Below are 6,129 nucleotides of genomic sequence, written 5' to 3' on the forward strand. Positions count from 1 at the left end.
GCTATCGCAAGACTCGAACGGTGTAAGTCGATTTGCCACTAAAGATTCACGTAATAGCGGTAGGCAAAATGCCTGCAGAAAGCAGGCTGAGGCTATCGCAAGACTCGAACGGTGTAAGTCGATTTGCCACTAAAGATTCACGTAATAGCGGTAGGCAAAATGCCTGCAGAAAGCAGGCTGAAGCTATCGCAAGACTCGAACGGTGTAAATCGATTTGCCACTAAAGATTCACGTGGCAGCGGTAGGCAAAATGCCTGCAGAATGCAGGCTGAAGCTATCGCAAGACTCAAATAGTACAAGTCGATTTGCCACTAACGATACATGCAATAGCGGAAGGCAAAAATTTATTATAAAATAAAAGAAAGGAGGAATTTTATCATGGCAATAGGAAATTATCAGGAATTGGATGTTTGGCATCTTGCCAGAGAGCTGAATCGTGAGGTTTATCAGATTACGAAAAGACTTCCTCCTTCTGAGACGAAAAATCTGATTGATCAGCTGCAGCGTGCTTCTACTTCTATCCCATCCAATATTTCCGAGGGCAGTACTCGTTCCACACTCAAAGATTTTATCCGTTTCCTGAATTATGCCAGGGCCTCCGGTGAAGAAGTACATGTCCAACTGACCCTGTGTCTTGATGTGGGATATTTCCAACTATGGGAAATCAATACGACCCTGATATTGTGTGAACGGGTTAATCAGATGCTGGATAAGTTCATTGAAAGTCTGAAGAGAAGGCAGAAGTGGGAAAAGGAAGAAGCACGGAAAGAAAAAGAACGGAAGAAAGATAAAAAATAAAAGCAGCTGAAGGGCTGCTTTTTTGCTGCTAATAATTTAGAGCTTAGCGATGATAACGTGTATGTTCGTGCGGCTTGATTCGCCCGGATTAGTTTAGTTATTCCATTTGATCTTCATCATCATCGTACATTTTAACCAGGCTGCATCTTTGTCCTTCAAAGAGTGCGCGAATGTCTTCCAGTTTTACGTCGATATTCTTGCTTTTCAGATGAATAGTGTCTCCTTTTTCTCTTTTGAATCGATTATCACTTAGTTTGGAGAATGGAATCTCTACGACTTCCAGTACATAGGGGCGGCTTTCCCAGGATAAAGTTTGTACTGCCTGGGCGTATTCATCCTCATTGTTCAAGTTTAAAGAGCTATCTTCTGCTATAGCTGCAAGCTCCTCCTGATACAGACTATCAGCACAGCGTTCCGCGTTTTCATAATGATAAAATGCACCAATGATTTCTTCGTCATCAATCAAAAGTGTAATTTCTCTCATTGGTATTTCTTTCGATCTACTCATTATGGCTCCTGCTTTCAGTAACATCCGATATAAAACGGTTCAAAAGACCTGTGCCTTTATTATATAAAAGTGTAGTTAGAAATAGCAAGGAACTTGGAATGCCAGTCAGATATGGCGTTTGAGGCATTTGTGCAGGGATTTGCATGCTTTTGGTTTTTGCTGATAGGGATAAAAATCGTTTTGATGTGTTCGTCCTCCCTCCGCTGCCCTTGAGCCCTGTTCGAGGAGGGCTGGACGCCGGGCAGGGCCTGCGTTTGAGTCAATTGTGAAAAGGCTCCCCCCTGGGGGAGCTGGCGCCGTAGGCGTCTGAGGAGGGAGGGGTGCGAAATGGCTCGCATAGAAGTTCCGAGTTCCGAGTGAAACATCAGCCTTCGGCAGATTTCCGTCGTTCCCCTCTCACCGCATTCGCGGAGCTCTCCCGAGGGAGAGCCTGCCTACGGTCATGGCTGTCTTTTGAGTCAATTGGCGGGGTCAGCGTACTGATGGGCAACTGGCAACTTTAATGCGTGTCTGTACATCCATAGCCTTTCATATTATGATAAATCCAAACAGGAGGAATCATCATGAATATTCTTGTGACCGGCGGGGCCGGATTTATCGGATGCAATTTCATAAGGTACTGGATGGATCGGCATCCGGGGGACCGGATTGTCTGCGTGGACAAGTTGACTTATGCGGGACGGATGGAGAATCTGGGGGATGTACTTTCTCGGTGGAATTTCCGGTTCGTGAGGGCGGACATCTGTGATTCCCGGGCGATGGAAAATCTTTTCCGGGAGGAAAGACCCGAAATCGTGGTGAATTTCGCGGCGGAGTCTCATGTGGACCGGTCCATCGAGGATCCATCTGTATTTCTAAAGTCCAATATCCTGGGGACTTCGGTGCTCCTGGACTGCTGCCGGAAATCCGGGGCCCGGTTCCATCAGGTTTCTACGGATGAAGTGTATGGGGATCTGCCCCTCACGGAAGGGAATCCTTTCACTGAGGATAGTCCCATCCGGCCTTCTTCTCCCTATGCCGCATCGAAGGCATCGGCGGATTTCCTGGTCCTTTCTTACCATCGGACGTATGGAATCCCCGTGACCATCACCCGCTGCTCCAATAATTATGGACCCTGCCAGTATCCGGAGAAACTCATTCCCCTCACCATTTCCCGCGCCTTGAGGGATGAAGAAATTCCACTCTATGGGGATGGAAAAAACGTGAGAGACTGGATCCACGTACTCGATCACTGCAGAGCTATTGAAATGGTACTGCTCCATGGGAAAATCGGGGAAATCTATAACGTGGGCGGGAATTCCGAAATCAGTAATGTGGAACTGGTCAGAAAGATACTGCATATCCTCGGAAAGCCGGAAAACCTTATTTCCTACGTCAAAGATCGGCCCGGGCATGACAGACGGTACGCAATGGACTCTGGTAAAATTCAGAATCAATTGGGGTGGAGGGCGGAAATTCCATTCGAAAGGGGACTGAAAGAGACGGTGGAGTGGTATAGGAAATACTTTCAGGGATAAATCACGCATGGAAGTTCCGAGTTCCGAGTTTTACATCAGCCTCTGGCAATTTCCCATAACTCCCCTCTCACCGCTTCGCGGAGCTCTCCCCAGGGAGAGCCTGACGCCGGGCATAGCCAGCGTTTGAGTCAATTGGCATATTAATCATGCTTTGTGATTTATGTTGTCAGAGGTGGCTGCCGTTTCGACTTGTTCGTCCTCCCACCGCTATCGCGGAGCCCTCCTATCGAGGAGGGCTATTCGCCGGGCAAGGTTGACTTTTTAGTCAATAGCGAAAAGGCTCCCCCCTGGGGGAGCTGGCGCCGTAGGCGTCTGAGGGGGGAGGGGTGTAGAATGGCTTGCATGGAAGTTCCCAGTTGCCAGTTGACTCGCATAGAAGTTCCGAGTTCCGAGACAATCATCGGCCTTCGGCAGAATTCATCAGCCCGCCCACAGTTTCTCGCATATAAGTTCCCAGTTTCGAGTTTTCCATAAGCCTTCGGCATTTCGCATCAACCCGCCCGCCCACAGTTGGGCGCATATAAGTTCCCAGTTTCGAGTTTCCCATCAACCTTCGGCGGCGAATCGGTCAACCTTTCCTGGATAGGGAAGGTGTCACGCAGTGACGGATGGGATGATGGATGTTTCCCGGCATTTATTACCGGGCTCGTGTGGGTCCTGCTCAAACTGAAAAAGGTAATATAAAAGCCTCAAAACAGTTCGAAAGCTGCTTTTGGGGCTTTTTAAATTATAAATTCTGGCTTCATCCGGAAATATTGCCAATTTCAATAGGTGCCTTTGCCTATTCATTTAGTAATTTAAGATATTCATCAAAGTAATAAAGAGAGCTTTGGGGTTGACTTATATAATCTTTATTTATCTTTCCGACTTGAAAATCTTTTTTCTCATAGAAGAGGGGCTTGCTTTTGAACCAGGTTTTGGAAGTTTCCCAGGTGCCGCCTTTTTTTATGAAATGGACCCATAGATTTTTATCTGCTTTTTGGCTGCGTATGTTCTGATAGCCAAGACATTGATAGAGTTCTCTGAATTGGGTAAAGGGAAGCCCATGAAGCAGCCAGTCTTCAAATGCGGGATAAGTGAGGAAGATATTGTTTTTGATATTATTTTTTTCCAGAAAATGAATGACGCTGCAAAGTGTATCCTGCTCATTCTGGCCGCTTTCTGCCCGATCGAGGTCACAAATAACCAGTACAATATCTAATGAGGCACTGTGCCTGGTAATCCAGTTTTGGATATCTATATAACCTCCGCCGTTGTAGTTTCCATAGTTTATTGATAAGTGGGGATAGGCCGCTTTGACCACATAGTTCGGAATTACATTCATCTCGGTCTTTTTCCCTTCTACAAGGATAAGAACTGATTTTCCAAGCGGTCTTTTGGGTGAGGAAGGTCTGATTATATTTCTCTTTTTAGACATGGGTTATATGAAATCTTCCTTTCAGGTAATCTTCATAAAGTTTCGCCTTATCTGCCCTGAGATCAAAATCATCGAGTGAGTAGACTTCGGTGGAGAGATCGGGCTTTTTGTTTACGATATAGAGCTGCTGTGGATGGAACAGATCCTGATTCATGAGGAGCGGATTATGGGAGGTCATGAAGAACTGGCCTTTGTTGAAGTCGGTATGAATGAGGTCATTAAAGAGGGTGAGAAGGCATTGTGTGCTGATGGAAGAATCCAGCTCGTCCAGGAGAAGGGTATTTCCATGAATCATGGTATCAATGAAGGCATCCACTATTTCGCAGATTTTCTGCAGCCCCTGTGATTCAATGCCTAAAGGAAATGGTTTTTTGCCCCGACAAAGGACAAGCTCGTAGGAGTGAGTCAGGTAAGGTATAAGTATGAAATCGGTAATTGTGGAATCAAGCATCTGGAAAACGGTCAGGATAGAGTCATGATTTTGTTCCCAAAAGGATTTCATTTCTTCAGGAATGTTACGAGCAGCATTGCGGTTTATGTTCAGATGGGGATTCCTTACATTGCAGATGATCTTATTGACTACGCTGCGGAATGAAGTAATTTGAGGGGTCAGATAATCATTCAGCTTGAAAAGGAGTAGTTCTGAGGATGGGCGGGACATAAGCTGAATGATTGCATCTCGGTTGGCGATGTCCTGCTCATCAGAAATAGAAAGTTTATTATTATCAAAGGAGTAAATGGTCTGATCATCTATTTGTAGTTTTTCATTTAGAATAGAGTGGTCATCATAGCGAAGGGTATATACGTATTCTCTATCTGATTTCACGTCATAGAGCCCAAGTGTAAAAGCGGCGGACTGGCTGTCAAGGTTAATCAGTTTACGACGTGCATTGTCGATAGCTGCAAGATTCAGACCGTTTTTTATGATATCTGTCAGGTGAGAAAGTCCTGTCAGTACATTAGACTTGCCGGATGCATTTAATCCAAAAAGGAGTATAGACTTTGCCAGTCGATATTTAGCGGAACTTAGAAAATTATCAGCAAAGCGCGTATTTTTTAAGCGGGTTCCAGGACGAGGAATAAAGTAAATTTCAATCGGATCTTTTATAGAAAGAAATCCTTCCATAGAGAAGTAAGTAATCATATCGGTTGCCCTCCTTATGAAATAAATATAATCAATTCAAAAGGAGTCGTCAATATAGATAAACGAAAAAGACGATTATCTTTTAGATTTAATCGTATCATATAGTTCATAGCACTATTTGATTTGAAAAATGACATAGTCGGTTAGAGATTACTATTTCAGCTAAATGAATTATAAATTTCAAAGAAAGAATCCTCCAAAAGACAGCGAGGCACCTGATTCCTGCTGCTTTTGAGGGATTTTTTTCTTTTTAATTCCGGTGAAAACCTTAATTCCATGGTACCATGTACGGGCCGCGGATTCCGCTTCTCCGCTTTCGCTGGGAATGGCCACAGCGGAGGTTCACAGGCGTTTTCGTTTGCTCTGACTATATAGTGCAAAAAGGGAAATTTTATTTTATTAAAATTTGATTATTTTTTGTCAAATAGAAGTTCCCGGTTCCCGGTCAAACATTAGCCTTCGGCAGATTCCACCCGCCCACCTTCGAATAGGCGGCTTCGCCGCCGGATGCTTTGGCTCCCCCCTGGGGGAGCTGGCTGCGAAGCAGACTGAGGGGGGAGGGATGTAAAATGGGCTGCATAGAAGTTCCGAGTTCCGAGTGAAACATCAGCCTTCGGCAGTTTTCCGTTGTTCCCCTTGTAAATGTCAAGATAAGAATGTACATTTTTTTCAACTTAAGAATGTACAAAAATATCAAGATAAGCGTGTACGAATTATTGTTCCTCCGTAAAATAATCCTTTAGAC

General features: G+C 44.8%; 5 protein-coding genes. 2 read left to right on the top strand and 3 right to left on the bottom strand.

From position 1 onward, the window contains the following. Window positions 1-378: 378 nt before the first annotated feature. Complete coding sequence (locus tag VZT47_RS09055; RefSeq protein ID WP_330224641.1) at window positions 379-798, top strand: four helix bundle protein; 420 nt, start codon at window positions 379-381, stop codon at window positions 796-798. Window positions 799-895: 97 nt separating this feature from the next. Here VZT47_RS09055 and VZT47_RS09060 read toward each other — a convergent pair whose 3' ends face one another. Continuing rightward, the gene (locus VZT47_RS09060) at window positions 896-1,306 is read right to left on the bottom strand and encodes a hypothetical protein (RefSeq protein WP_330224642.1); all 411 of its coding nucleotides are present in this window, start codon (window positions 1,304-1,306) and stop codon (window positions 896-898) included. A 563-nt stretch (window positions 1,307-1,869) separates the two neighbouring features. Between VZT47_RS09060 and rfbB the strand changes: the two genes are divergently transcribed. After that, window positions 1,870-2,823: a dTDP-glucose 4,6-dehydratase gene (gene rfbB / locus VZT47_RS09065; RefSeq protein WP_330224643.1), complete on the top strand. Its 954-nt coding sequence runs from the start codon at window positions 1,870-1,872 to the stop codon at window positions 2,821-2,823. 781 nt (window positions 2,824-3,604) lie between these two features. On the opposite strand, the gene VZT47_RS09070 is transcribed toward rfbB, so the two are convergent. Then, a complete protein-coding gene (locus VZT47_RS09070; protein WP_330224644.1) occupies window positions 3,605-4,240 on the bottom strand; it encodes a hypothetical protein in 636 nt (211 codons plus the stop codon). Further along, complete coding sequence (locus VZT47_RS09075) at window positions 4,233-5,384, bottom strand: AAA family ATPase (RefSeq protein WP_330224645.1); 1,152 nt, start codon at window positions 5,382-5,384, stop codon at window positions 4,233-4,235. Before VZT47_RS09075 ends, VZT47_RS09070 begins: the two co-directional genes overlap by 8 nt. Window positions 5,385-6,129: the final 745 nt, after the last annotated feature.

This window comes from Dialister sp. (assembly GCF_036343215.1).
Lineage (GTDB): Bacteria > Bacillota > Negativicutes > Veillonellales > Dialisteraceae > Dialister.